General features: G+C 70.2%; 21 protein-coding genes. 11 read left to right on the top strand and 10 right to left on the bottom strand.

Annotated features, from left to right (window positions below):
* Window positions 1–46: 46 nt before the first annotated feature.
* Window positions 47–3481 (bottom strand): S41 family peptidase, encoded by a 3435-nt coding sequence (locus tag ACZ7M2_RS18750; RefSeq protein ID WP_471596523.1) that lies wholly within the window; start codon window positions 3479–3481, stop codon window positions 47–49.
* Between the two features lie 225 nt (window positions 3482–3706).
* Between ACZ7M2_RS18750 and ACZ7M2_RS18745 the strand changes: the two genes are divergently transcribed.
* Together ACZ7M2_RS18745 and ACZ7M2_RS18740 are read left to right on the top strand one after the other, a co-directional pair.
* A complete protein-coding gene (locus ACZ7M2_RS18745; protein ID WP_471596189.1) occupies window positions 3707–4294 on the top strand; it encodes a TetR/AcrR family transcriptional regulator in 588 nt (195 codons plus the stop codon).
* A gap of 106 nt (window positions 4295–4400) precedes the next feature.
* On the top strand, window positions 4401–6632 hold the full coding sequence (locus ACZ7M2_RS18740; protein WP_352044301.1) for an MMPL family transporter: 2232 nt from the start codon (window positions 4401–4403) through the stop codon (window positions 6630–6632).
* A 100-nt stretch (window positions 6633–6732) separates the two neighbouring features.
* On the opposite strand, the gene ACZ7M2_RS18735 is transcribed toward ACZ7M2_RS18740, so the two are convergent.
* On the bottom strand, window positions 6733–8223 hold the full coding sequence (locus ACZ7M2_RS18735; RefSeq protein ID WP_471596188.1) for a purple acid phosphatase family protein: 1491 nt from the start codon (window positions 8221–8223) through the stop codon (window positions 6733–6735).
* Window positions 8224–8444: 221 nt separating this feature from the next.
* On the opposite strand from ACZ7M2_RS18735, the gene ACZ7M2_RS18730 reads away from it, so the two are divergent.
* On the top strand, window positions 8445–8573 hold the full coding sequence (locus ACZ7M2_RS18730; protein ID WP_352044303.1) for a hypothetical protein: 129 nt from the start codon (window positions 8445–8447) through the stop codon (window positions 8571–8573).
* A 2-nt stretch (window positions 8574–8575) separates the two neighbouring features.
* The gene (locus tag ACZ7M2_RS18725; protein WP_471596187.1) at window positions 8576–9586 is read left to right on the top strand and encodes a helix-turn-helix domain-containing protein; all 1011 of its coding nucleotides are present in this window, start codon (window positions 8576–8578) and stop codon (window positions 9584–9586) included.
* Window positions 9587–9825: 239 nt separating this feature from the next.
* Here the strand turns inward: ACZ7M2_RS18725 and ACZ7M2_RS18720 are convergent, their stop codons facing one another.
* From ACZ7M2_RS18720 to ACZ7M2_RS18695, 6 genes are all read right to left on the bottom strand, one after another.
* Complete coding sequence (locus tag ACZ7M2_RS18720; protein ID WP_471596186.1) at window positions 9826–10998, bottom strand: serine hydrolase domain-containing protein; 1173 nt, start codon at window positions 10996–10998, stop codon at window positions 9826–9828.
* 67 nt (window positions 10999–11065) lie between these two features.
* Window positions 11066–11512 carry an organic hydroperoxide resistance protein gene (locus ACZ7M2_RS18715; protein WP_352044306.1) on the bottom strand — a complete coding sequence of 149 codons (447 nt, stop codon included), beginning with the start codon at window positions 11510–11512 and terminating at the stop codon, window positions 11066–11068.
* Window positions 11513–11637: 125 nt separating this feature from the next.
* Window positions 11638–12117 (bottom strand): MarR family winged helix-turn-helix transcriptional regulator, encoded by a 480-nt coding sequence (locus ACZ7M2_RS18710; RefSeq protein ID WP_471596185.1) that lies wholly within the window; start codon window positions 12115–12117, stop codon window positions 11638–11640.
* A gap of 10 nt (window positions 12118–12127) precedes the next feature.
* A complete protein-coding gene (locus ACZ7M2_RS18705; RefSeq protein WP_471596184.1) occupies window positions 12128–12889 on the bottom strand; it encodes an energy-coupling factor ABC transporter ATP-binding protein in 762 nt (253 codons plus the stop codon).
* The gene (cbiQ, locus tag ACZ7M2_RS18700; protein WP_168509128.1) at window positions 12877–13638 is read right to left on the bottom strand and encodes a cobalt ECF transporter T component CbiQ; all 762 of its coding nucleotides are present in this window, start codon (window positions 13636–13638) and stop codon (window positions 12877–12879) included. The genes ACZ7M2_RS18705 and cbiQ overlap by 13 nt, the downstream gene beginning before the upstream one ends.
* Window position 13639: 1 nt before the next feature.
* Window positions 13640–14683: an energy-coupling factor ABC transporter permease gene (locus ACZ7M2_RS18695; RefSeq protein ID WP_471596183.1), complete on the bottom strand. Its 1044-nt coding sequence runs from the start codon at window positions 14681–14683 to the stop codon at window positions 13640–13642.
* A gap of 204 nt (window positions 14684–14887) precedes the next feature.
* Between ACZ7M2_RS18695 and ACZ7M2_RS18690 the strand changes: the two genes are divergently transcribed.
* From ACZ7M2_RS18690 to ACZ7M2_RS18670, 5 genes are all read left to right on the top strand, one after another.
* Complete coding sequence (locus tag ACZ7M2_RS18690; protein WP_319749004.1) at window positions 14888–15244, top strand: SsgA family sporulation/cell division regulator; 357 nt, start codon at window positions 14888–14890, stop codon at window positions 15242–15244.
* 416 nt (window positions 15245–15660) lie between these two features.
* Window positions 15661–15897 (top strand): hypothetical protein, encoded by a 237-nt coding sequence (locus tag ACZ7M2_RS18685; RefSeq protein ID WP_471596182.1) that lies wholly within the window; start codon window positions 15661–15663, stop codon window positions 15895–15897.
* A gap of 519 nt (window positions 15898–16416) precedes the next feature.
* Window positions 16417–17181 (top strand): snapalysin, encoded by a 765-nt coding sequence (gene snpA / locus ACZ7M2_RS18680; protein WP_471596181.1) that lies wholly within the window; start codon window positions 16417–16419, stop codon window positions 17179–17181.
* Between the two features lie 392 nt (window positions 17182–17573).
* Window positions 17574–17765 carry a hypothetical protein gene (locus ACZ7M2_RS18675; RefSeq protein WP_471596180.1) on the top strand — a complete coding sequence of 64 codons (192 nt, stop codon included), beginning with the start codon at window positions 17574–17576 and terminating at the stop codon, window positions 17763–17765.
* A gap of 2 nt (window positions 17766–17767) precedes the next feature.
* A complete protein-coding gene (locus tag ACZ7M2_RS18670) occupies window positions 17768–18022 on the top strand; it encodes a hypothetical protein (protein ID WP_471596179.1) in 255 nt (84 codons plus the stop codon).
* Window positions 18023–18460: 438 nt separating this feature from the next.
* Here the strand turns inward: ACZ7M2_RS18670 and ACZ7M2_RS18665 are convergent, their stop codons facing one another.
* A complete protein-coding gene (locus ACZ7M2_RS18665) occupies window positions 18461–19222 on the bottom strand; it encodes a class I SAM-dependent methyltransferase (protein ID WP_471596178.1) in 762 nt (253 codons plus the stop codon).
* Between the two features lie 219 nt (window positions 19223–19441).
* On the opposite strand from ACZ7M2_RS18665, the gene ACZ7M2_RS18660 reads away from it, so the two are divergent.
* Both ACZ7M2_RS18660 and ACZ7M2_RS18655 read left to right on the top strand, forming a co-directional pair.
* On the top strand, window positions 19442–19720 hold the full coding sequence (locus ACZ7M2_RS18660) for a hypothetical protein (protein WP_471596177.1): 279 nt from the start codon (window positions 19442–19444) through the stop codon (window positions 19718–19720).
* Between the two features lie 107 nt (window positions 19721–19827).
* Entirely contained in the window at window positions 19828–20451 is a 624-nt protein-coding gene (locus ACZ7M2_RS18655) for an alpha/beta fold hydrolase (protein WP_471596176.1), read from the top strand.
* A gap of 176 nt (window positions 20452–20627) precedes the next feature.
* Here ACZ7M2_RS18655 and ACZ7M2_RS18650 read toward each other — a convergent pair whose 3' ends face one another.
* The gene (locus ACZ7M2_RS18650) at window positions 20628–21662 is read right to left on the bottom strand and encodes a GNAT family N-acetyltransferase (protein WP_471596175.1); all 1035 of its coding nucleotides are present in this window, start codon (window positions 21660–21662) and stop codon (window positions 20628–20630) included.
* Window positions 21663–21866 lie beyond the last annotated feature (204 nt).

The raw sequence follows: 21866 nt of genomic DNA, 5'->3' as shown, positions 1-21866 counted from the left end.
GGTTCCCCGCGCCCCTGACGGGGCGTCCCCCTGACCTCTAAGACCTCTATTGAGATCGTGGGGGGAGTTTTGGTCTTGATCTGTCGGGGGCGTTCGAGTAGTCGGGTGGGGAGGCTGCGTGGTGGGTGGTCAGGAGGTCCAGGGCCAGTTGGATGGCGGTGTCCATTTCGGTGTGGTGGCCCTCCGCCCAGTCCAAGGGGGTGCGCAGGACCGCCAGGTCCGGGGGGACGCCCTGGTTCTCGACGGACCAGCCGTAGGCGTCGAACCAGGCCGCGTTCATCGGCACCGTGATCACCGTGCCGTCGCCGAGGCGGTGGCGGCCGGTCATGCCGACGACTCCGCCCCAGGTGCGCTGGCCGACGACGGGGCCGAGCTTCAGCAGCTTGAACGCGGCAGTGATCATGTCACCGTCGGAGGCGGTCGCCTCGTCGGCGAGGGCGACGATCGGACCGCGCGGGGCGTTCGAGGCGTACGACACCGGCTGGGCGTTGCGTGTCAGGTCCCAGCCGAGGATCGTGCGGGTGAGCTTCTCCACGACGAGTTCGCTGATGTGGCCGCCCGCGTTGCCGCGCACGTCGACGATCAGTGCGGGGCGCGAGACCTCAAGGCGCAGGTCGCGGTTGAACTGGGCCCAGCCCGAGCCGCCCATGTCCGGGATGTGGAGGTAGCCGCACCGGCCCCCGCTCAACTCCCGGACGACCTCGCGGCGTTTGGCCACCCAGTCCTGGTAGCGCAGGGGGCGCTCGTCGATCAGCGGGACCACGGCCACCCGGCGTGAGCGGCCCTCGCCCGCCTCGGGGGTGAACGTGAGCTCCACCGTCGTACCGCCCGCGCCCGCGAGGAGGGGATAGGGGCCGGTGACCGGGTCGACCGGGCGGCCGTCGACGTGGGTGAGGACCGCGCCCTCGCGGATGCCGGTACCGGCGAGCGGTGAGCGTGCCTTGGAGTCGGAGGAGTCGCCGGGCAGGATCCGCTTCAGCGTCCAGCTGCCGTCACGCCGGACGAAGTTGGCGCCGAGCAGGCCCTGCCAGCGCTGGTAGTGGGCCGGGCCCTCGTTGCGGCGGGCGGCGGCGACGTACGCGTGGGAGGTGCCGAGTTCGCCGAGGACCTCGCGCAGGAGGTCGGCGAAGTCGTCGGGGGAGGCGACCCGTTCGACCAGCGGGCGGTACTGGGCGAGCACACCGTCCCAGTCGATGCCGCACATGTGGGGTTCCCAGAAGTAGGCGCGGGTGAGACGGCCCGCTTCCGCGTAGGCCTGGCGCCACTCGGCGGGCGGGTCCACCTCGTGGATGATGCGCCGCAGATCGATCCAGACCGTCGAGTCGGAGTCACCGGCCTCGGTCGAGGGGACCGCTCGCAGGTCGCCCTCGTCCACGACGACCAGCCGGGAGCCGTCGCCGCTGACCGCGAACCAGTCCAGGTGCTGGACGAGTTCGGACTTCTTCGCCTTGCTGATGTTGAAGAACTCCAGCGTCGGGCGGCCGGAGGTGTCGTCGGGGTTGACGAAGGTCTCGCCGAGGGCGCCCGAGATCGGCCAGCGCAGCCAGACCAGGCCGCCGCCCGCGACCGGGTACAGCGCCGAGTACTTGGAGGCGGTGACCGGGAAGGGGGTCACCCGGCTCTCCAGGCCTTCCAGTTCGACGCTCACCGCGCCGTCCGCGCTCTCGTCCTCGATCGGGTCCAGGCCTCCGGCGACCGGCCGTCCGTCGGGGTTGAGCGCGAAGGGGGAGGGGGTGGCGGAGGACAGCGGGACGAGGTAGGGGCGGCAGCCGAGCGGGAAGGAGAGGTCGCCGGTGTGGACGTCGTACACCGGGTCGAAGCCGCGCCAGGAGAGGAAGGCGAGGTAGCGGCCGTCGCGGGTGAACACGGGGTTCTCGTCCTCGAAGCGGCCGTTGGTGACGTCGACGATGAGCCGGTCCTTTATGCGTGCGATCTTGATCTGACGCAGGGAGCGGCCGATCCCCGGGTGCGACCAGGTCAGCCAGGCCCCGTCCGGGGAGAAGGCGAGGTCCCGGACCGGCCCGTTGATCGACGTGATCAGCTCAGTGACCTCCCCTCCCTCGGTCTCGGCCGGTGAGGTGTCGCCGGGCTCCGTTCGGTCGGCTTCCTCGGACCCCGTCTGCGAGGTGTCCTCGGACTCCGGCTGCGAGGTGTCCTCGGACTCCGGCTCCGAGGTGGTGCCGGGCTCCGCCCGGGAGGCTTCCTCGGGCTCCGCCCGGGACGGGGACGTGTCCCCGGACTCCTCCGTCGCGTCGAGGATCAGCAGGCGTCCGTCGTTCGAGGCGATCGCGAGGCGTTCGCCCTGGGGGTCGGAGACCATCTCCAGCACGCGCCCCAGTTCGCCGGAGGCGAGCCGGCGCGGCTCGCGCTGGCCGGAGGCCCGGGGGAGGAAGGCGATCTCGACGGCGTCCTCGCCGTCCGCGTCGGTGACGTAGGCGATCCGACCGCCGGAGCCGAGCATCTCGGGGAGCCGGACGCGTACGCCGGGAGTGTCCGCGATGGTGCGCGCGGGGCCGTCGCGGTGGGTGAGCCAGTGCAGGCTGCCGCGCACGACGACGGCGCTGGCCCGGCCCGTCTCGTCGACCGAGAGACCGTCCACGTGCTGCGCCGCGGGCACCTGGTACGTACGGCGTCCCGCGCGCGGACCGCCGAGGCGGACGTCGAGGCGGCGCGGGACCGAGTCCGGGGACAGGTCGTCGACGATCCACAGGTCCCCGGCGCACTGGTAGACGACCCGGGTGCCGTCACTGGAGGCGTGCCGGGCGTAGAAGGCGTCGTGGTCGGTGTGGCGGCGCAGGTCAGTGCCGTCGTACGCGCACGAGTACAGGTTCCCGATGCCCTCGTGGTCGGAGAGGAAGGCGATACGGCCGCCGACGAACATGGGGGAGTCGAGGTGGCCGTCGAGATCGGCGAGCAGTCGCCGTCCGTGCAGCCAGAGCCGCCCGGTGGCGCCGCCCCGGTAGCGCTTCCAGGAGGCGGGCTCGTGCGGCGGGGTGCCGGTCAGCAGGAGCGTCTTGTGTTCGCCGTCGAGGTCGGCGACCTGGATGGCGGAGACCGGGCCCCAGGGCAGCGCGCCGCCGGGGTCGCCGTCGGTGGGGACCTTGTAGGCCCAGGTGAAGTACGAGAAGGGCTGGCCGTGGGAGGCGACGGCGAGGATGTCGCTGTGCCCGTCCTTGTCGGGCGGCGACCAGCCGCAGACCTGGGTGTCCGCGCTGCCCCAGTAGGTGAGCCGGCGGGAGGGGCCGCCGTCCACCGGCACCAGGTGGATCTCCGGCACCAGGCTGCGCCAGCTCGTGTACGCGATCAGCCGGCCGTCGGGGGAGAAGCGGGGGTGGCCGACCTTGGTCCGGTCGACGGTGAGCCGCCAGGCGCGGCCCGGCCCGTCGAGGGGGGCCATCCACAGGTCGTCCTCGGCGGCGAAGCAGAGGTGGTCGCCGCTGAGATGGGGGAAGCGGAGATAGCCGGATGCGTTGCCCCCGATGGTCGCGTTGTCCCCGGGGGGCGCATGGTCCGTGGTCGCCTTCTCATACGCGTCGCTCACCTACCCATGCTTTTCCTCCCGGAGGCCCCTGGCAACTTGTGAGTAGGTGTCCTTTCGGACGGGCGTGACCCAACACACGTACGAAACGGTTTCGTTTCGCTTGATCTCGGGGTATCTTCGTAGGTGTACGAAACAGTATCGTCCGGAGCAGAGAAGGTGAGTGGGATGACTGAAGCCGCAACGGTGCGTCGCAGTCGGATCACCCCCGAGCGCGAGGCCGAGCTGTACGCGGCCGTGCTCGAGCTGCTCCGGGAGGTCGGCTACGACGCCCTGACCATGGACGCCGTCGCCGCCCGCACCAAGTCCAGCAAGGCCACCCTCTACCGCCAGTGGGGCGGCAAGGCCGAGCTCGTCGTGAAGGCGCTGCGGCACGAGAAGCCGATCACCAGCGACGTCGACACCGGGTCCCTGCGGGGCGACTTCCACGCCATGGTGCGGCGTGAGGACGACTGCCACATGGAGCAGAACTCCGCGCTGATGCGAGGTCTGGCCACGGCACTGCACGGAAACCCCGATCTCCTGAAAGCCTTCCGTGAGTGGATCATCGAGCCGGAGACCGAGATGCTCCGTGTGATCCTGCGGCGGGCTGTCGACCGGGGTGAGGTCCGAGCGGACAACCCCGCCCAGGAGTACGTGCTGCACATGATGATCGGCGCCTTCGCGGTGCGCGGTGTCATCGACCAGCTGCCACCCACCCAGGCCTTCCTCACCTCGTACATGGATGCCGTGATCCTCCCCGCTCTCGGCGCCTGAGATCCCTGAGACAACGCACACCCGCACCTGACGCGACCGCTCACGTCGTCGGGCTGATCTCCCCTGCCCAGTTGCCAGCAAACGACCTGACCGGGAGTACGCCCTCGTGGCCACATTCCTTTACAAACTCGGCCGATTCGCCTTCAGGCGACGCCATTTCGTCGCCCTGATATGGGTGGCCCTGCTGACGCTGGCGGGTGTCGGCGCCGCCTCCGCGCCCACCGCGGGAGCGTCCTCTTTCTCGATCCCGGGCACCGAGGCGCAGAAAGCTTTCGACCTGCTCGAACAGCGCTTCCCCGGGATGAGCGCCGACGGCGCGACCGCCCGTGTGGTCTTCAAGGCGCCCGCCGGCGAGAAGATGGGCGACAAGGCCAACAAGGCGACCGTCGAGAAGACCGTCAAGGCGCTCGGCGACGGCTCCGAGGTCACCTCCGTCTCCGACCCCTTCAAGTCCCACGCGGTGAGCAAGAACGGGTCGGTCGCCTACACCTCGGTGAAGTACAAGGTGTCCGGCATGGAGTTGAAGGACTCCTCGAAGACCGCCCTGGAGGAGGCCGCGCAGCAGGCGCGGGACGCCGGGCTGAGCGTCGAGGTCGGCGGTGACGCGCTCCAGGCGACGCCCGAGACCGGGTCGACCGAGGTCATCGGTATCGCGGTCGCCGCGGTCGTGCTCGTCATCACCTTCGGTTCACTGATCGCGGCCGGGCTGCCGCTGCTGACCGCGCTGATCGGCGTCGGTATCGGCGTCTCGACGATCACGGCGCTGGCGAACGCGCTGGACCTGGGCACCACCACCTCCACCCTGGCGATGATGATCGGCCTCGCGGTCGGCATCGACTACGCCCTCTTCATCGTCTCCCGCTACCGTGCCGAACTGGCCGAGGGCCGGGAGCGCGAGGAGGCGGCCGGACGGGCCGTCGGCACGGCGGGTTCCGCGGTCGTCTTCGCCGGTCTGACGGTCGTGATCGCGCTGGTCGGTCTGTCGGTCGTCAACATCCCGATGCTGACGAAGATGGGTGTCGCGGCGGCGGGCACGGTCGCCATCGCGGTACTGATCGCGCTGTCGCTGATTCCGGCGCTGCTGGGCTACGCGGGCCGCAAGGTCCAGCCCGCGGGCAAGAAGAGCAAGCTGCTCGGTGGCGGGCGCGCCGCGAAGAAGGAGGGCAAGCCCAACATGGGCACCCGCTGGGCGAGCTTCGTCGTGCGCCGGCCGCTCGCCGTGCTGGTGCTCGGTGTGATCGGCCTGGGCGCCGCCGCGCTCCCGGCGGCCTCGCTCGAACTGGGTCTGCCCGACGACGGTTCGCAGCCGACGTCGACCACGCAGCGCCGGGCGTACGACGCGCTGTCCGACGGCTTCGGTCCCGGCTTCAACGGTCCCCTGATGCTCGTCGTGGACGGCAAGTCCAGCGACGACCCCAAGGCCGCGGCCACCAAGGTCACCAACACGGTCAAGGACATGAAGGACGTCGTGTCGGTCAGCCCGGCGGCGTTCAACAAGGCCGGGGACACCGCGACGATCACGGTCATCCCCGACTCCAAGCCGTCCTCCGTCAAGACCGAGGACCTGGTGCACGCCATCCGTGACGCGGGCGGCAGCATCACGGCGAAGACCGACGCGAAGGTGCTGGTCACCGGTACCACCGCGATGAACATCGACTTCTCGCAGAAGCTGAACGACGCGCTGATCCCGTATCTCGCGCTGGTCGTCGGCCTCGCGTTCCTCCTCCTGATCGTGGTCTTCCGCTCGATCCTGGTCCCGCTGAAGGCGGCGCTCGGCTTCCTGCTGAGCGTGATGGCGGCGCTCGGCGCGGTCGTCGCCGTCTTCCAGTGGGGCTGGCTGTCCGGCCTCCTGGGCGTCGAGGAAACCGGCCCGATCATGTCGATGATGCCGATCTTCATGGTGGGTGTCGTCTTCGGTCTCGCGATGGACTACGAGGTGTTCCTCGTGACCCGGATGCGCGAGGCGTACGTCCACGGGGAGAAGCCCCACCAGGCGATCGTGACCGGGTTCAGGCACGGCGCACGGGTCGTCACGGCGGCCGCGGTCATCATGATCGCCGTCTTCTCCGGCTTCATCGGCTCCAGCGAGTCGATGATCAAGATGATCGGCTTCGGCCTCGCGATCGCGGTCTTCTTCGACGCGTTCGTGGTCCGCATGGCGATCGTCCCGGCGGTGCTGGCCCTGCTCGGGAAGAAGGCCTGGTGGCTGCCGAAGTGGCTGGACCGGGCGCTTCCCAACGTGGACGTCGAGGGCGAGGGCCTGCGCACGGCGGAGGAGAAGGGCCAGGGCCGCGGCGACGGGGGCCGGGACGAGGACCGGGAGCTGGTACGGGTCTGAGGCCTGACTGGCTGTCTGGCTGAGATGGTGAGGGGCACCCTGCGCTGTGGCAGGGTGCCCCTCACTGTTGTCCTGGCCGAGCAAGCGCCGGGGGAAGTGTCTACGTCGCCTCCCGCTGACGTATCAAGGGGCCGGTGACGCCGGACAGGTCGCGGACGGTCACGCTGTTGCGGTCGGTGACCGAGCGGCCGAGGGCGTGGTGTGGCCACAGGCCCCCGGCCACCCGGCGGCTGCGCTCGGCCCACTCGCGGGCGCGGGCACCGCCGGGCTTGTAGTGGTTGAGGGCGAAGCCTCCGGAGTGGATCCGTAGCAGGCAGAAGCCCCCGGGATAGTCCTTGACGGCGCTGACCTCCTGCTGGGTGACGTGCGGGGCTTGCGGCAGGACGGTGCGTTTGTTGCGGTGGGTGTGGCCCGCGTGGTGGAGGAAGACGCCCGGGGCGGCGGCGTAGGCGTCGAGGATCGCGCGCGCCTGGCGACGGTCGAGGCGCTGCCCGCGGCCCATGGGGAAGACGGAGTCCCGCACGGCCAGCGGATGGTGGCCGAACACCACGGTCGGCTGGTCGCCGCGCTCCTTCAACCGGGCGCGGAACCAGGAGAGTTGCTCGGCGCCGAGCCCGCCCGCGTCACCGCCGGCGCCTTCCTTCTCGTAGGTGTCGAGGCCGATGATCCCCAGCCCGCCGAGGTCACGGGCGAAGTAGGCGGGCCCGTCACCGCCGTGGAAGGTGTCGAGGAAGGCGTCGTGGAAGGCGGCACCGGGCTGTCCGGGCCGGTCGTGGTTGCCGCGTACGACGAAGTAGTCCTGCCCGTGGGTGCCGAAACCGTCCATGATCCGCCTGGCCTCGGCCAGGTCCCGCGGGGCCCCGCCGGCCGAGACGTCCCCGGCGGCCAGCAGCAGGTCCGCCCCCCGCCGACGCGCCTCCTCGACCAGGGCCCGGCTCATGGTCTCGGGGTACGGCGCGAGCCCCGGCGTCTGCGACACCCCGCGTATCAGGGGGATCCCGGCCACCAGGCCCGCGGCCGTCTCGCCGAGGTGCAGGTCGTTGCAGAGCGCGATGGACAGGAGGTGGCGGCCGGGCGGGGGCTGGGGCGTGGTGAAGGAGTACGGGCCGCCGACGGAGCCGAGCCCGTGGAGGGAGGTGCCGACGGCGTTGCCGCGCACGAGGTGCAGGGGTGTGGGTGTGGCGGCGACGCCCCGCGAGCCGGCCCGGTAGTAGTAGGTCTGGCCCGGTTCCAGGTCCGTGAGCTCCACGTAGTGGTGTGCGGTGGGCCCGTCCTCGGCCGCGGTGCGGTTCAGCCGGGCGGGGTGGGTGCCGTAGACGACCTCGCCCTCCGTCACCGCGGGCAGCGGATGACCGAACCCGTCGTCGGTGCCGGGTATGCCGGTGTACCAGGTGATGACGGCGCGGTCCTCGGCGAGGGTGACCAGTTCCAGGTGGACCGCGATCAGGGAGTCGGGGTGCCGGCGGCCTGCCCTGCGCGCGGCGGCGGTCCGCAGCAGAGCGGGGACGAGGAGGGCGCCGGAGCGCAGGACGTCGCAGGGGGAGGGGAGAGCCGACAGGGCGGCGAGGGGAGCGGGGAGACAGCAGCGCATGCCGGGTAGGTGCCCCCCGGCAGTGAACGGCGGCCGTGGTGGCGGGGGCGGCACCAGGTATGGGGCGCGACAACTCGGCCCGCGAGCGCCGCCTCCGACCCGGAGCCCGGTCCCGGACCCGTGGCAGCTCCGAATCCTCGAACTACGCTATGGCATCATCCGGTCTCAGGCTCTCTCACCAGGGGAGTCGCCGGCCTTCGTCGAACAAGCCTGGGGGAACTGTGAGCACTTCGGAACTCCACTGGTTCACGAGCGGCCACAGCAGCGGTCCCGAGGTCGGCGACCGCGTCGAGACAGCCGTCGTCCCCGCCACCCGGGGGCGGTTCGTGGCGCACGTGTCCGTCCGCTGACCGTGTTGCAGGAGTCGGTCTTCAGATCCGCGGACCTGCCGGTCGGTGACCGGTTCGAGGCGTGGACGCAGCGCATGGGCCGTACGCACGCGCCCATGCAGTTGGCCAGCGACCGCGCGGCGGACTACCGCGCGCACCAGCGCATGATCGGGCTGGGCGAGGTCACGGTCTGGCCGGCGACCTTCGACCATCTGGTCTTCCGCCGGACGCCGAAGCTGATCCGCCAGTCCGATCCCGAGGTGTACCACCTCTCCCTCCTGCTGAGGGGAGAGGGAGCGGCGGTCTGGGACAGACAGCAGGCCGCGTACCGGGTCAACGACATCCACACGAACTGTTCCTCGCGGTCGTACGAGATACACACCGGCCCCGACCCGGTCAGCCTCGTGGGAGTCGAGATCCCGCGGTCGCTGGTGGCGCTGCCCGCGAACCGGGCCGACCAGGTGATCGGCAGCCGGATCTCGGGCCGTGAGGGAGTCGGCGCGCTCCTGGCGCAGTTCCTCGTCCAGCTGGCCTCGGACACCGGCTCCTACCAGCCGTCGGACGGACCCCGGCTGGGCACGGTCCTCGCCGATCTGGTCACGGCGGTCTTCGCGGGCGCCCTGGACGCCGAGGCCCTGCTGCCGCCGGAGACCCGCGGCCGGACGCTGACCCTGCGCATCAAGGCGTTCATCCGCCGGCATCTGGGCGACCAGGAGCTGACTCCCGCCCGGATCGCCGCCGCGCACCACATCTCGCGCAGCCATCTGTACCGCCTCTTCCAGGCCGAGGGCCTCACCGTGGCCTCCTACATCCGCGATCAGCGGCTGGACAACGCCCGCCGCGACCTCGCCGACCCGGCACTGCGCGCGATGCCGGTCCATGCCGTCGCCGCCCGCTGGGGCTTCCCTCGCGCCGCCGAGTTCACCCGGGCCTTCCGCGCCGCCCATGGCGTTCCGCCGAGTGAACTCCGGAGGCAGGCGGTGGCCGAGGAGCGTGAGGGACGTCCGGAAGGCCGTGGACGCTGCGCCAAGTAGGTGGCGACTGTGCGCCAACGACAGGCGGGCGGTCGGCCGCGCATTCTGGTGATCGCCGCGCGGCGAGGGACGGGCGGACCGGAAGGGGCGGGCCAGGATCGCGGGGGTGTCCTGGCACGGCCCTGGCCGGATCGGCTACGACATGTCCTCGGCCGGATCGGTTACGACGCGCCCCCGGCCCGACCGGCTACGACGCGGTCCCGGCCCGGTCGGCTACGACACGTACCCGGCCCGCTCGGCTACGACGACAGCGCCGACCGTACCGCCCGGACCAGGGCCTGCGCCCGTGGATCCGCCGTCACCGTCTTGCGGAAGCCGTTCGTGACGTAGCCGAAGGCGATGCCCGACTCGGGGTCCGCGAAGCCCAGGGGGCCGCCGCGGCCGGGGTGGCCGAACGAGGCCGGGCCCAGCAGCGGGGAGGCCGTGCCGTGGAGCATGTAGCCGAGGCCGAAACGCGTGCTGATGACCAGGGTGCGGTCCGGTCCCGCCGACGCCTCGGCGCGGGCCAGGTCGACCGTGGCCGGGGTGAACAGCCGGGTGCCGTCCAGCTCGCCGATCAGGGCGGCGTAGAAACGCGCGAGACCGTCGGCCGTGGCGATGCCGTTCGAGGCGGGGAGGGCCGCCGCGCGATAGGCGGGGTCGTTGTCGTCGGGCGGCGGGGTGATCGCGGCGAAGGCGCGGACGGTCGTCGAGTCCGGGTCCTTGTAGGCCTCGGCCACCGACCGCTTCGGGCGGGTGCGCAGGGCGCTCGACGGCTCGGGAGCGTCGACCCGGCCCGCGCGGCCCACCCGGTGGGCCTCGGCCTGCGGCAGCCCGACCCAGAGGTCCAGGCCGAGCGGGGCGGCGATCTCCGTCGCGATGAACTCGCCCACGCCCCGGCCGCCGGTGACGCGGCGGACCAGTTCGGAGAGCATCCAGCCGAAGGTGTGGGGGTGGTAGCCGTGGTCCGTGCCCGGCTCCCAGAGGGGGGTCTGCGCCGCGATCGACTCGGCCGTACGGTCCGGGTCGGCGGCCTCGGCCGGGGTCAGCGGCGCGTCGACCACGGGCACGCCCGCCTGGTGCGACAGCACATGCCGGACCAGGAGGTGTTCCTTGCCCCGAGCCTCGAACTCGGGCCAGTACTTCCCGACCGGTGCGTCCAGGTCCAGCTCGCCGCGCTCGTGCAGCATCAGGAGTACGGCGGCCCCGACACCCTTCGTCGCCGAGTGCATGACGTGGGCCGTGTCGTGCTCCCAGGGTGCCGAATCGGCCGTACCGTCCACGTCCCGCGTGCCGCCCCACAGGTCGACGACCTTGCGCCCGTGCCGGTACACGGAGACCGCCGCACCCCGTTCCCCGAGCGTCTCGAAGTTGCGTGCGAACGCTTCCCTGACCGGCTCGAAGCCCTCGGCCACTTCGCCGTTCACGTTCACGTCCGTACTCCCTGTCGCCCGGCCACCCTCAACAGTGGATGTAACACCCACGCGGAAGGCTCGATTCCTAGCCGAGCAGGATCGTGACCTCGATGTTGTTCCGGGTCGCGTTCGAGTACGGGCAGACCTCGTGCGCCGCGTCCACGAGCTTGGTCGCGACGTCCTGGTCGAGGACGGGCAGCGAGACGCTCAGGGCGACCGCGAGGCCGTAGCCGCGCTGCTTGTTGGGTCCGATGCCGACCTTCGCGGCGACGGTGGAGCCGGTCAGGTCCAGTCCGGCGCGGCGGCCCACCAGCACCAGCGCGTTGTGGAAGCAGGCGCTGTACCCGGCCGCGAAGAGCTGCTCGGGGTTGGTGCCGTTGCCGTCACCGCCGAGCGCGGGCGGCATCGCGACCTTCAGCTCGATCTGGCCGTCCTGGCTGGTGACATAGCCGTCCCGGCCGCCGTGCGCGGTGGCCTCGGCGACGTACATGATCTTCGTCGGGCGGGTGTCGACAGCGGTGCCGTCGATCATGGCGGGACCTCCCCCAGGACGGAAAACACAGGAGTGCGCAAGTACATCGTGCACAAGGTACCGGCCGGTACGGAAGATGCGCCTACCAGGGGGTAGAAACCGTCGGTAACCCCCGCCCGGGCAGGTCAGCGTCCGCGTCCCGCCGCACCCTCCGCGCGCTCGGCCAGCCCCCACAGCTCGTGCCGCAGCCTGGCCACCTCGTCCCCGGCGAGGCCGGTCGACGCCAGCAGCGCTCGCGGTACGCCCGCCGCACGCTCCCGCAGCGCCTCACCGCGCCCGGTGACCGCCACCAGTACCGACCGCTCGTCGCGCGGCGAGCGTTCACGGCGGACCAGACCGGCCGACTCCAGGCGCTTGAGCAGCGGCGACATCGTGCCGTAGTCCAGCCGCAGCGCGCCCGCCAGCTCCTTGACCGTGGTCTCGCCGCGCTCCCAGAGGAACAGCAGGACGAGGTACTGCGGGTAGGTGAGGCCCAGTTCCTCCAGCAGCGGGCGGTACGCGGCGGTCACCGCGCGCTGGGCCGCGTAGAGCGCGAAGCACAACTGGTCGTCGAGGAACAGCGACCCGGCCGATCCGAAGTCCTCTTGGTCCCCTTGTTTCGTCACGCGCCCATTGTCACGGAGTACGCACAGCTGTCGAGCGCGGATCGAAACCGAAGGGCAGCTCCAGCCGGTGGGTGCGCATCAGCTCGTCGTCGGAGAGCAGTTCGCCGGTCTTCCCGTCCGCCGCGATCGCGCCGTCGCTCAGGATCAGCGCCCGGGGGCACAGTTCGAGGGCGTACGGCAGGTCGTGCGTGACCATGAGGACGGTCACGTCCAACGACCGCAGGATGTCGGCGAGTTCGCGGCGTGAGGCCGGGTCCAGGTTGGAGGACGGCTCGTCGAGGACGAGGATCTCCGGCTCCATCGCGAGGACGGTCGCGACGGCCACCCGGCGGCGCTGCCCGAACGACAGATGGTGCGGGGGACGGTCGGCGAAGTCCGCCATGCCGACCCGCTCCAGGGCCGTACGGACGCGGTCCTCCAGCTCGGCGCCCTTCAGCCCGGCCGCAGCGGGCCCGAAGGCCACGTCCTCGCGCACGGTCGGCATGAACAACTGGTCGTCCGGGTCCTGGAAGACGATGCCGACCTTGCGCCGGATCTCCGCCATGTGCCTTTTGCCGACCGGGAGTCCGGCCACCGTCACGGTTCCGGCGCCGCCGGTCAGGATGCCGTTGAGATGGAGGACGAGCGTGGTCTTGCCGGCACCGTTCGGACCGAGCAGCGCGACACGCTCGCCACGCCCGATGCGGAAGTCGACGCCGAAGAGGGCCTGGTGGCCGTCGGGGTAGGCGAAGGCCAGTCCGGCCACTTCGAGAGAGGGGGTCACAGGGTCCATCCCAGCAGGCAGACGACAAGGGCGGCGAACGGGAGGGCGAGGGCGTACGACCACTGCGCCCGGGACGCGGTCACCTCGTCGATGACCGGCATCGAACCGGCGTATCCGCGGCTCACCATGGCGAGGTGGACACGCTCACCGCGTTCGTAGGAGCGGATGAACAGCGCGCCCGCCGACTTCGCGAGGACGCCCCAGTGCCGTACACCCCGGGCCTCGAAGCCCCGCGACTCCCGCGCGATCCGCATCCGCCGCATCTCGTCCGTGATGACATCGCCGTAGCGGATCATGAAGGAGGCGATCTGCACGAGGAGCGGGGGCAGCTTCAGTCGCTGGAGCCCCAGCAGCAGTTCGCGCAGTTCGGTCGTCGAGGCGAGGAGCACGGAGGCGGCGACGCCCAGGGTGCCCTTGGCCAGGACGTTCCAGGCGCCCCACAGGCCGTTCACACTGAGCGACAGCCCGAGGACGTCCACCCGCTCGCCCTGCGCCACGAACGGCATGAGCACGGCGAAGGCGACGAACGGGATCTCGATCAGCAGCCGCTTGAGCAGGAAGGCGGCCGGCACCCGGGCCTGGTACGCCACCGTCGCCAGCAGCGCGGCGTACAGCGCGAAGGCCCACATCGCCTCGCGCGGGGTGGAGACGACCACGACGACGAAGGCGAACGTCGCGGCGAGTTTGGTGTGCGGAGGCAGGGCGTGCACGGGGGAGTGCCCGTGCCGGTAGAGCCGGTGGGCGTGACCCGCGCCCACCTCAGGCCACCTGCGAGGGGGAGACGTCGGCGGTGCGGCGCCTGCGCACCGCCCAGAAGATCCCCGTGCCCGCGACGACGGTGACGCCGACGCCGATCACGCCCGCGAGGCCGCCGGAGATCCGGGCGTCGGAGATGTCCTTGACGCCGTACCCGGCGAGCGGGGAGTCCTCGGTGTGGTGCTTCTTGGTGTTCTGGTCGATGCCCTGGTCCTTGGCGACCTTCTCCAGGCCGTCGGGGCTCGCGGAGGCGTAGAAGCTGACGAAGCCCGCGAGGACGAGGGAGGTGACGAGGCCGACCGCCCACACCTTGCGGCGGGAGGTATGGGCGGCCACGGGGACGGCGGCGGGCGCGGGTGCGTCGACCAGTTCGCCGCCGACGCGCAGCTTCAGCCGCTGCTGCAGACCGCGGGCCCCGTACACGAGGTCAGGTCGTACGGCGATGACCGCGCCGACCGTGAGAGCGGTGATGGTGGCCTCGCCGATGCCGATGAGGACGTGCACGCCGATCATCGCGGTGGCGACCTTGGTGATCGGGACGTCGGTGGTGCCGCCGAGGGCGTAGATGAGGGTGAAGGCGACGGCGGCGGCCGGGACGGAGAGGAGCGCGGAGACGAAGGCCGCCACGGTGATGGAGCGCTTCTTGCGCGGCAGGACCTTCACCAGGCCCCGGAAGACGGCGTACGAGACGACCGTCGTGACGATCGCCATGTCGGTGATGTTCACGCCGAGTGCGGTCAGGCCGCCGTCGGCGAAGAGGATGCCCTGCATCAGCAGGACCACGGAGACGCAGAGGACCCCGGTGAAGGGGCCGACGAGTATCGCCGCGAGCGCGCCGCCGAGCAGATGTCCGCTGGTCCCGGCGGCGACCGGGAAGTTCAGCATCTGTACGGCGAAGATGAAGGCGGCGACCAGGCCGGCGAGCGGCGCGGTCTTCTCGTCGAGTTCGCGGCGGGCGCCCCGCAGGCTCACGGCGATGGCGCCGGCGGCGACCACTCCGGTGACCGCGGAGACCGGGGCGTTGATGAATCCGTCAGGGACATGCACCGTTCGATGATAGTGCCTTGTTGCGAATGACTTGCAAGAGCGAGGCTCCCATGAATAGCGGCGAGGCGGTGATGCATGACGAGGGCCGATCAGGGAACGCGATGGATAAGGGAGTCCGTGGGCGAAATCTCCGAAATGTGCGACATTGGAGAGGTGACGGATTCATATATTCCACGCAGGTAACGCAGCGCAAGGAGTCGGTTCATGTCTGCCGTCGAACAGTACGCACGAGCCCACATCGTCACCGACACGGCAGACTCCGCCGAGGATGAACACCAGGTCGTCCCGGTGGCCCTCAGCTACGACCCCGACGCTGATCCCCGCCAGGTTCACATGACGCTGCCCGGCCCCCACGAGTGGGCCTTCCCCCGGGAACTCCTCGAACGGGGCCTGCGTGGTCCGGTCGAGTCCGGCGACGTACGCGTGTGGCCGTGCGGCCGGGTGCAGGCGGTCGTGGAGTTCCACTCCGCGCAAGGCGTGTCCGTGGTGCAGTTCGACTCGAAGGTCCTGATCCGCTTCCTGCGCCGCACGTACACAGCGGTGACTCCGGTGGCTCACTGACGACCCTTCTACTCCGCGTGCGGCATCACTCCGTGTGCGGCATCGGCTCGCGTGCCGTGCGCGGCATGAGTCTGTGCAGCGTCTTGTCATGTCCCGATCAAAGTTGGCCAAGACCGCCGTCACCCCGGGCGGGCCCGCGGCGAGGCCGATGTTCTCGCGGACGAAAAGGACCGGGCGAAGCTGGAGGAGCTGAAACAACCGTGGCTCACCGATGACGACTTCACGACCGCCGAGCTCCACGCCATGCGCCGTCGCCCTCAAGCGGATGAAGGAGTGCCTGGTAGGGGGCCTCGGCTCGCTGCTGTCCGTCAGCGTCGGCGCGTGCTGAGAGTCGGTTCCGTTGTGCTGGGTGTCTCGGATGTGCCGCGTGCGGCCGCGTTCTGGATGGGGCCCGGGGATACGTCCCGCGCAAGGAGATGGAAGACGACTGGGTGGTGCGGGTGCCGGCGGAAGGGGCCGGAGTGCGGCCGGCGCTCTACGGCCGGGCACGCACCTCGTTCGCGTGGCTGACGACAGCCCGGCCCGCATTGGTCCCGAAGCCGCCAGGTGTGGCGGACACCCTGCTGGAGGCGGGCGAGGAACCCATCGATTTCTCCCCCATGCCGCTCGCCGGGCTGCACGGCGGGCCCGGGCTCCCTCCTGATCAGGACTGAGCGGCGGCGGCTCGGCGGTGAGGGATGCCGCCCATGCCGAGGGTGACTCCTGGGGGCGGGTGCCCCGGGGCCGGTGGGGCGCGAAAGAAGCGGAAGCCCATGTTCCGTGACGTTCTATGACGTCGGTCACAGCGCCCCACCAATCAACCTGCACGCTTAGTAGACGAGGCATGGCGGACATCTGAGGATATGTCCGTCTTGGCCCGGATGTGGATCCCGCCGCGTGTCCCGGGATTCCGCGTGGTCGGCCCGCACGCCTGTTGCCGTGTGAGGTAAGGCTTCTGACGCCGCGACAGTTTTCCTCCTGCGGCCATGTGCGGACCGGAGACCCGTGGGCACTGCCCCGGCGAGGTCCCGGGACCTACGAGGCGACGTAGTGGCGGGACCCTTTGCGCTCCCTGTCGAGCCGTTCTAAGAATGTCGACCCACAGGACGTCGCCGCAGTTCGGAACCGGTGTTCACGCAGAGCCGACCGCGCACCGGGTGCTCGGCGTCACCGAGTGAGTAGGAGCCCCCCACATGAAGTCGTCCCGAACGTCCGCGAGACTCCTCGCCCTCCCTCTCGGCCTGGGTCTGGCCTCCAGCGCGCTGGGCGCGGCGGTGCCGGCGAGCGCCCAGACGGCCGCTCCCCCGTCCGCTGCCGCCGGTACCTCCGTGGCGCGGTACGACGGGTCGGGTGAGGAGGCCGCGAACAACAAGGCGTTCTTCGAGGCCGTGCTCAAGTCCGTCGCCCAGAAGCGCGCCGCCCAGCCGAACGCGCAGGCGGTGACCATCTACTACAACGCCTCCCAGGCACCGAGCTTCCGTTCGCAGATATCGAGCGCGGCCTCGATCTGGAACAGTTCCGAGTCCAACGTCAAGCTCCAGGAGGCGTCGAGCGGTGCCGACTTCTCCTACCGGGAGGGCAACGACGCGCGCGGGTCCTACGCCTCCACCAACGGTCACGGAAGCGGCTACGTCTTCCTCGACTACTCCCAGAACCAGCAGTACGACTCGGTCCGCGTCGTCACCCACGAGACCGGGCACGTGCTGGGCCTGCCGGACGACTACAGCGGGCCGTGCAGTGAGCTGATGTCGGGCGGCAGCCCCGGCCCGTCCTGCACCAACCGCTACCCGGACACCACCGAGCGCTCGCGTGTCGACCAGCTGTGGGCCACCGGACTCGCGCAGGCGCCGGGCACGGCGACCGGGCCCACTGACCCCTCGAGCGCTGCACCGCCGGTAGGGACCGTGGCGCCGGGCCACGGCCCGTGGTATCCGCGCCACAGCACGCCCTGGAGTTGATCGCTTTCCCGAGCGGGAAGCGGCTCGCTGCCGAGGATGGCTTCAGCCACATGCTCAAGACGGCCGTCCGAGCACTCTTGCAGGCCGGCCGATGCAGGCCGGCCGACAGACGCTGGTCTTTTGTATGGCTGTCCTGGGGGGCGGAGCCGCTCGCACGGCGACGCCCTGCAGCGGCGTATCGATGCGATCATCGCCCGGGCAACGGAAGCGGACTCGACCTGGTCCTGGTGCCTGTGGCAACTCGCCAGGGACAAGCATGAGTTCGGCAGCACGTACTACGGCTCTCTCAAAAAGCGCGAGCACCGACGCCTGGCAGGCGCAGCAGGCCCGGACGGGCTCGGAGGAGTACAACCGCTGCTGGACGGACGGCGGCCAGGCGGCACTGCACGGAGATGTCGACGGCGCGATACAGGCACCATCGCCCCACGTTCATCAACACGATCGGCAAGTTCGGGGAGAAGATATTCGGCGTGCCGGTCGCCGTGGTCGCGACGGGGATCGGCTTCTACTGCACGCCCGAGACGCCCAAGGGGCCAAGCGACACCCATGTGGACGCCCCGGCAGAACCGGGAAAGGTGAGGTAGCAATGACGCACTCCGCAGGCCCGCCCACGCGCGGGCGCCGCCGCCCGGACCTGCGGCACTGGCTGAGACCCCAAAGTTCACAGATGCTCGTCTTCGGCTTCTGCATGTCCGTTGGCGGGCTCGGCGGTGGGGTGCGCTCCGCGTTGGACGGGAAGGGGATCTGGACGATCCTCGGTACCTTCGCCCTGGGGATTTTCGGCTTGCTCGTTGTTGTGAGCTACTTCGTCAACTACGAGGACCGGCGAGGCCGCCGCTGAGCCCCTTGGAATCAATCATCTTCTAGGGATCCTTCAGCGCAGGGCCGAGGAGCCGCGCGAGACGCGTAGCGCTTTTCAGCCCTGTCCGTGGGGGGAACTTGGCCGCCTGGCGCTCGACCGCCCGAGCCACTGCTCGACGTGGCGTCCCGTCACCGGGGCACCTCACGTTGACCGGGGTCTCGGCAGCGGAGGACTACTGGCCCGACGACCGTTTCGCTCCGGACATCAACGCGGCTCGGATCGCTCCGGCCCGAGATCATGCGGCCGAACAGTTCAACGTTGCCGCACTCGCCGACGACTCAACGCCATTTGGCGACAGGTGGACTGACTGTGCCGGCCCGCGCCCGAAGGGCGTGTGGTGCGCACGGCGAAGTTATTGCCGCATCAGCAAGGCTTGACTGAGCAGAGTCGCTGAACAGCTTTCGCCAGCCGGCAGGACTACCTGCCTGCGATGAGCAGGCGGTATCCGTAGTCCATGCTCTGCTGGCCCAGCAGGTCGGCGTGGCGGCGGTGCCAGGTGCCGGAGTCGAGGTCGGAGCGGAGCCGGGCGATCGCCGGCTCTACGACGGAGGGCGGTAGCTGGGCGAAGGTGGAGCTGGCCTGGCGGATGATTGGGTCGAGGTAGCACTCCGGTCGGCGCCAGTACGCGCACTGGAAGCCGTCGGTGAAGTCGTGCGGGATGGAAAAGGGCGTCACAGTGTGCGCGTCGAGCGCGTCGGCGACCTCGGTCACAGGGGTGAAGCGGGCATGGTCCAGCTCACGGATCTCCGGCAGGTACTCCTCCAGTAGCCACAATTCCGTCCGGTGCGTGGGATCCCAGGTGAAGACGACCTGCCTGTCGGCGACGCGACGCAGTTCGCCGAGTCCACGGTGCAGGTCGGGCCAGTGGTGGACAGTCATGACGGCCATGGCCGTGTCGAAGGAACCGTCCGCGAACGGCAGGGCTTCGGCCGCGGCCTTCACCTTGTTCGTCCCGAGATGTTGGCCGAGCATGACCTCAGAAGGATCGACCGCGGTCACGCTGACGCCTTCCGGCTCGTAGGAGCCAGTGCCGGCGCCGACATTGACAACCGTGCGGGCACCTTTCAGCGCTTGGCCGATGAGAGCATGCAGGCGGGGGTCAGGGCGTCGGATTTCGCTGTATCCGATACCGATGCGGTCGTAGGTCGCCGACGGACGGTCGGCGGCGGCGGTGTCCATGGGATCAAGCCCAGCAGATCGAAGGGGCGGAAGACCAAAGATTCAAAGATTCAGCGTGGGCCGGATGTTGATGTTCCGACCGAGCGTGGTCGAGCGTGCGGGCATGGCGCAGAAGAGCTGCTGTACTCACGGGTATTCGACACGATGCCCCGGCGCGGACGCGACCGGTAAGGCCAGCGAGAATCCACGCATCACGATGACAAAGCCGAGGGAGAAGCCGTGAACAGACCGGTCCGGCGCCGCGCCACGGTCCTGTATGCGATATCCGCGACCTGCGGGGCCATCGGCACCCTGCTGTGGGTGCGCAGCCAGACCAGTACGCCCCCCAGTCTCTCGTCATCCTCCTACGGATCCTTCCTGGCAGCCGATGCCTACACCTCGTCAGCCTGGCGGGTGTGGTCACCGGCAGTGCCCGAAGAACGTCTTGGCCTGTACCTCATCGCGGCCGGGCTGGTGCTGGCTGTGGCGGCGCGCCTGTTCGCCGTCCGGCGTGACTGAACAGCGCCAAGGTCACGCCTGCGCTGACGCTCTGACCGGATAGGTTTGCCGGGCTGGGGCTGGGGCTGGGGCCGGGGCTGGTCTGGCACCCGTCAGGCTGCCATCTTGTGATCACGAGAAGGCAAGTTCTGGAGGCCGGCGACGAGATTGATCGTCCGGCGCTGGTCTTGGTGCACGGTGCCGGCCGAGGCGCGCGGATGTGGCGACGTCAGCTGGGAGCGTTGTCCGACAGCTTTCACGTCGTTGCTCCTGACCTGCCGGGGTTTGACGGTAGGCCGGGCCCGTTCAGCCTGGCGGCGGCAGTCGAATCCGCCACCGAGGTCGCCCGGCAGCTACGGCCGGTGCACCTGTGCGGCCACTCTCTTGGAGCGATCGTGGCGGCACGGGTTGCAGCTGAAACCCCGGACCTCGTTGCCCGGTTGGTTCTGTCCGGTGGGCCTGAGATCGCACCAGGCAGGACGTCATCGCGGCGGCTTCGGATCGCACGGCATCGCCCCGGCTGGCTGGTGCGCGTCATCTCCGACCTTCCCGATCGCGTCGGGTGGATCGACATACTGGACGCTCTGGAAACGAGCGATCTCTCCGGTGTACTTCGGCAGATCGCCGCGCCCACGCTTGTGCTGTGCGGGAAGCGGGATCGCGCCGGCCTGCCGGATGCCCGACGGACGGCGGCGGCCATCCGGGAGCCCGCCTGTCCGTGGTTCCGCACGCCGGGCACCTGGTGCCCATGACGGCGCCGCATGCATTCAATGCCATCGTCCGGGGATTCCTTGCCCCCGAGCAGCGGCAGACGCGTTGAGGACATCATGGGCAGGCTGCATCACGCGGCTTTGAGTGATCTCCCACCCCAGCGGACGCCCTCATGCCGGGTCAGCCTGATCTCATCGGTGAACCCCTGCCCAGCACGTCAAAACGGCAGGCCCCGTAGGTCCACGCCGACGGTGGGCCGGGGCAGCTCGGCCAGGTCGTACGTCACGGCGGCCAGCGGGCAGAGCCGGGTGCCGACAGGCTGCCGGAAGGTGACCGGCGCAGACATCTGGCGCCATCCGAACCGCGTGGAGAGCGGGACCAGCTCCGGGCGGCACAGCAGCATCACCGTTTCGGCCCCGGCCGCCCGTGCGTGTTCGACCGCGACGCTGATCATGGTCTTGGCGATGCCCCGGTCCCGATGAGCAGGGTGCACCAGCACGCTGCCCAGCCCGGCGACACGGCGCGGTGCCCCATCGAATGCCATCTCCCGCAGCAGCCACCCCGTAGAAGCCACCAGCCGGCCGTCACAGACGGCCGTGAGCGTGTGTTCCTTGTCCGCCCGGATCAGACCGAGTCCGTCGACTCCGAAGGGGTCGGGCAGACCGTCGCGGAGTGCGACGTTGTCCTCCCGGTCGCCGGGGCCGGGCGCATAGCGCAGTCGGAGGCCTCCAACACCGTCATCACCGTCGTCCACCGCGTGCCCCGACGCGGCCGGGCCGGCTGTGGGGTCAAACCGGTACCGCAGACAGTGCAGGCCGCTGGACTGGACGGTCCCGGCCTCCTGAGCACCCAGGCGGCGCAGCGCCGCGATCGAGGCCGTGTTGCCGGGCAGGACGAACGCGAAGACGACCGGGAGCGCGAGTCGACGAAACGCCAGGTCCAAGCAGGCACGGCCTGCCTCTCCTGCGATGCCGCGGCCCTGTGCCCGTGGATGCACGGCGAAGCCGAGGTCGGTCCCGTACCAGGCCCGGTTGCGCAGTCCCACCCGCCCGAGGAAGGCATGGGTCGCCGCGTCCCTGACCGCAAAGTCGCCGTAGCCGTGCCTCGCCCAGTGAGCGACGTGATCGTCGCACATGGCCTCGGCCGCCGACCGGCTGTCCGCCCGGCCGGTCGCCAGCCACCGCATGACGCTGTCCTGACTGACCACAGCCTCGAACAGATCGTCGCTGTCCTCGCGGCGAATCGGCTCCATCACCAGCCTCCGCGTGCGCAGAACAGGTCCACGTAACCGAGCCACTCGGCAACTCCCCTCAGCCAACGACGGGAGGAGAGTACCCGGCAACCTGTGGAGCGATCTGGTCGGCGACCGGTACACCTGTCCGGTCGCAGCACTGGATACGACCTCGACCGGACCCAGCGCACAGAGCGCGTTTGGGATCAACTGCTGTGCCAGTTC

It is taken from the genome of Streptomyces sp. NPDC111507 (genome assembly GCF_055638955.1).
The sequence above is the reverse complement of the archived record's forward strand: the minus strand, read 5'-3'. Positions and strand labels throughout refer to the sequence as shown.